Annotated in this window: 4 protein-coding genes; all 4 read left to right on the top strand. The window is 44.1% G+C overall.

Annotation, left to right across the window (positions count from 1 at the left end; translation table 11 throughout):
* Positions 1 to 22 precede the first annotated feature (22 nt).
* From murB to RDS42_RS13695, 4 genes are read left to right on the top strand one after another with little or no spacing between them, the layout of a single operon-like run.
* Entirely contained in the window at positions 23 to 934 is a 912-nt protein-coding gene (gene murB / locus RDS42_RS13710) for a UDP-N-acetylmuramate dehydrogenase (protein WP_308784148.1), read from the top strand.
* Positions 935 to 955: 21 nt separating this feature from the next.
* Positions 956 to 1,834: an RNase adapter RapZ gene (gene rapZ, locus RDS42_RS13705; protein WP_308784147.1), complete on the top strand. Its 879-nt coding sequence runs from the start codon at positions 956 to 958 to the stop codon at positions 1,832 to 1,834.
* Positions 1,835 to 1,854: 20 nt separating this feature from the next.
* Positions 1,855 to 2,802 (top strand): DNA-binding protein WhiA, encoded by a 948-nt coding sequence (gene whiA / locus RDS42_RS13700; RefSeq protein WP_308784146.1) that lies wholly within the window; start codon positions 1,855 to 1,857, stop codon positions 2,800 to 2,802.
* Positions 2,799 to 3,056, top strand: coding sequence for an HPr family phosphocarrier protein (locus RDS42_RS13695; RefSeq protein WP_308784145.1), 258 nt, complete (start codon positions 2,799 to 2,801; stop codon positions 3,054 to 3,056). Before whiA ends, RDS42_RS13695 begins: the two co-directional genes overlap by 4 nt.
* Positions 3,057 to 3,076: the final 20 nt, after the last annotated feature.

Here is a 3,076-nt window from a genome sequence, read left to right as displayed (position 1 = left end):
GAAAGTGTGAGGAAAAGAATCTGTGAAAGAAGAGATCAGACAGAAATTTATTGAACTTCTGGGAAAGGAAAGGGTACTTTTTGATGAGCCAATGAGCAATCATACAACTTTTCGGATCGGAGGACCGGCTGATATATTTACCATGCCGGAAGAAAAGCAGCAGATTGCAGATGTGGTAAAGCTGTGCAAAAAGGAACAGATCCCTTTTTTTGTTTTAGGGAATGGAAGCAATCTTCTTGTAAGTGACAAAGGATACCGGGGCGTGATTATCCAGATGGATCGTAATATGTCGGAGATCACTGTAGAAGGAAAACAGATCCGTGCCTGTGCCGGCGCGCTTCTGTCATCTGTTGCAGTGGCTGCCAAAAATGCTTCTCTGACAGGATTCGAATTTGCCGGAGGAATTCCCGGGACGCTGGGAGGCGCAGTGGTGATGAATGCAGGCGCTTATGGCGGAGAAATGAAAGATGTATTAAAAGAGGCTGTAGTTCTTACCGGAGAAGGGGAGATACTGACGATCCCTGCAGAAAAACTGGAGATGGGATACCGTACCAGTATTATAAAAACTTCCGGATATCTGGTATTAGAAGCGGTAATCTCTCTTGAGGAAGGCAATCAGGAAGAGATACGTTCCAGAATGAAGGAGCTGTCAGACAGACGAACAGAAAAACAGCCGTTGGATTTTCCAAGTGCAGGAAGTACATTTAAGCGTCCGGAAGGATACTTTGCAGGGAAACTGATCATGGACAGCGGACTGCGGGGCTGCCGCATCGGCGGGGCACAGGTATCCGAGAAGCATTGTGGCTTTGTCATTAATGCAGGAGGAGCTACTGCCAAAGATGTAAGGGCACTGATGGATCACGTGATTCATACAGTTTATGAGAAGTTTGGAGTGACACTGGAGCCAGAGGTGAAATTTTTGGGAGAATTTTAACTTTTTTACGGGAGATAAGAGATGCGTCTTGTGATTGTAACAGGTTTATCCGGAGCAGGGAAAAGTACTGCTCTGAAAATGCTGGAGGATGCCCGCTATTTTTGCGTGGATAATCTTCCGATCCCCCTTGTAAGTAAATTTGTGTCTCTGATGGCAGGGATGCAGGGGGAGGATGTTCAGAATGCCGCAATAGGGATTGATGCCAGAAGCGGAAGATCTCTGGAAGAACTGGAGCATGTACTGGATCAGTTAAATGAAGCAGGATATGAATTTGAAATATTGTTTTTGGATGCAGATGACCGTGTTCTTGTAAAAAGATATAAGGAATCACGAAGAAGCCATCCTCTTGCTATGTATGGACGGGTAGATGAGGGAATTCGTCAGGAACGGGAAAAAATGCGCTTTTTGAAAGAGAGAGCGGATTATATCATTGACACCACCAGACTTCTTACACGGGAACTGAAAAAAGAAGTTAACCGTATTTTTGTGGATAATGGAAAATTTGGAAATATGGTGATATCTGTTCTGTCGTTTGGTTTTAAGTATGGTATACCCGACGATGCGGATCTTGTTTTCGATGTGAGGTTTTTGCCGAATCCGTATTATATTGATGAACTGCGACCTCATACAGGAATGGATGATGACGTCTATGAATATGTAATGGACAGTCCGGCTGCGGGAGAGTTTGCAGATAAGCTTACAGATATGATCCGATTTTTGATTCCTAATTATGTCAGAGAGGGAAAAACCAGTCTTGTTATTGCCATCGGCTGTACAGGCGGAAGGCACAGATCGGTAACACTTGCCAGAGTGCTTCATGGACGTCTGCAGGAAACTGCTGAATACGGAATACGGCTGGAACACCGTGATATAGGAAAGGATGCGCTTCTGAAAAAATAACAGAACAGGAGAAATGGAAATTGTCTTTTTCAGGGATGGTGAAGGAAGAACTTTCCAGACAGATCAGTCCTGCCCGACACTGCAGGATAGCGGAGACAGCAGCGCTGCTGTGCGCCTGTGGAAGGGTTACTTCTGAGGGGAAACTTCGGCTGCAGACAGAAAATGCAGCAGTCGTAAGAAAAGGCTTTACATTATTACAAAAAACATTTAATATAGAGACAGAGATTGCTGTCCGCGAAAGCCGTCAAATGAAGAAGGGAAATCTATATTATGTAGAAATCAGAAATCCTGATGAGATCAGGAATATTCTTCAGGGGACGAAACTTTCCCTAAGTAAAGCAGATGGGGAATCTCTTTGCTCAGACAACAGTCTGGTAACACAGCAAAGCTGCTGTAAGCGGGCTTTTATCCGCGGTGCTTTTCTTGCGTCCGGCTCTATAAGTGATCCTGAGAAAGGGTATCATTTTGAAATCGTATGTCCGGATCGTCAGAAAGCAGAACAGCTGCAGGAACTTATCCGTAGTTTCCAGATAGATGCTAAAATTGTTCTGCGTAAAAAATCATATGTGGTCTATGTGAAAGAGGGTGCGCAGATCGTAGATATTCTGGCAGTCATGGAGGCAAATGTGGCTCTGATGAATCTGGAAAATATCCGGATTCTGAAAGAAATGAGAAATTCTGTGAACCGGAAAGTAAACTGCGAAACAGCAAACATTAATAAGACGGTAAGTGCGGCAGTGAAGCAGATCGAAGACATCAAGCTCATAGAGAGCAGAATGGGATTTCAGTCCCTGACAGAAGGACTTGCAGAAACTGCGGAACTGAGACTGCAGTATCCGGAAGCTACACTAAAAGAATTAGGCATGATGCTAAATCCTCAGGTTGGCAAATCTGGAGTGAATCACAGGCTCAGGAAACTTAGTGAAATTGCAGATGAACTGAGGAATAACAAGGAGGAGCAATTATGATTAAAAAACCTGTCACAATTCAACTGTCTACTGGACTTGAGGCACGCCCGGTGGCGCAGCTGGTACAGGTGGCCAGCCAGTTTAACAGCGAGATTTATGTGGAGATCGGTAAAAAGAAAGTTAATGCAAAGAGCATTATGGGTATGATGACTCTTGGGCTGGATTCAGGTGAGGAGATCACTCTTTCCGCTAATGGAGAAGATGAAGAAGCTGCTATGAGCAGTATAGAGCAGTATTTAAGTAATAAAAATTAAATAAATAATCCAAAAAGCAC

Source organism: uncultured Blautia sp. (assembly GCF_902497045.1).
Taxonomy (GTDB): Bacteria; Bacillota; Clostridia; order Lachnospirales; family Lachnospiraceae; genus Blautia_A.
Note: the sequence above shows the minus strand (reverse complement) of the source record. Positions and strands in the feature narration are given on the sequence as shown.

What these genes read in the sequence shown, in the direction of transcription:
- rapZ (WP_308784147.1), top strand. Translation starts at nt 956, where the DNA reads ATGCGTCTTGTGATTGTAACAGGTTTATCCGGAGCAGGGAAAAGTACT.
- RDS42_RS13695 (WP_308784145.1), top strand. Translation starts at nt 2,799, where the DNA reads ATGATTAAAAAACCTGTCACAATTCAACTGTCTACTGGACTTGAGGCA.